The 552-nt window shown below is 39.5% G+C and carries 1 protein-coding gene; it reads left to right on the top strand.

The genetic code is table 11. From position 1 onward, the window contains the following. Window positions 1-253, top strand: a 253-nt coding sequence (locus tag A3712_RS16465) for a DUF2314 domain-containing protein (protein WP_063524312.1), incomplete at its 5' end; no start/stop codon positions are given. Window positions 254-552: the final 299 nt, after the last annotated feature.

The following is a 552-nucleotide window of genomic DNA, read 5'->3' as shown; positions in this document are numbered from 1 at the left end:
GATCCCTGAAAAAGAAGACAGGGAATCTCTTAAAGTAGGCGATTTGGTAAAGCTAATTTTCAGCATGGAAGAGAACATAGGTTCTGACGAAGTTTCGGTTGAACGTATGTGGGTAGAAATTACAGACGTTTACCCTAATTACTATAAGGGCAAATTAGATAATGATCCTGCTGGCAGTGATTGTGTGCAGTGCGGACAACTTGTCACTTTTCAAGCTTGTCATGTAATAGATATTTACGAAGAAAACACCTAACAAGTGCCTAAACCAAGGACGCAAAACAGTAGGCTTGCGCTCCTTCGTCGCTAATTTTAGCCTGCTATTTTCCGCCTGTTAGGCAAGCGTTAAGTGCTTGGAGATATGTGGAGGTGGAACTTCTATGTTTATTCTAATTGGTTCTATAGCTATGCTATTAGCAATGATGCTCTACATTCAACTTCTGTTGGCTGTTGCTAGCGTGCTGTCTGGTATATTGAAGTTTGTAGCTTCAATGCTCATATATTTAGTCTTTGTTCCTGTTTTTGTTTCTCCACTATTCTACATATTAAAATGGG

Origin of the sequence: Vibrio sp. HI00D65, from assembly GCF_001635455.1 — a bacterium.
Classification (GTDB): domain Bacteria; phylum Pseudomonadota; class Gammaproteobacteria; order Enterobacterales; family Vibrionaceae; genus Vibrio.
This window is presented reverse-complemented; position numbering and strand designations above follow the sequence as displayed.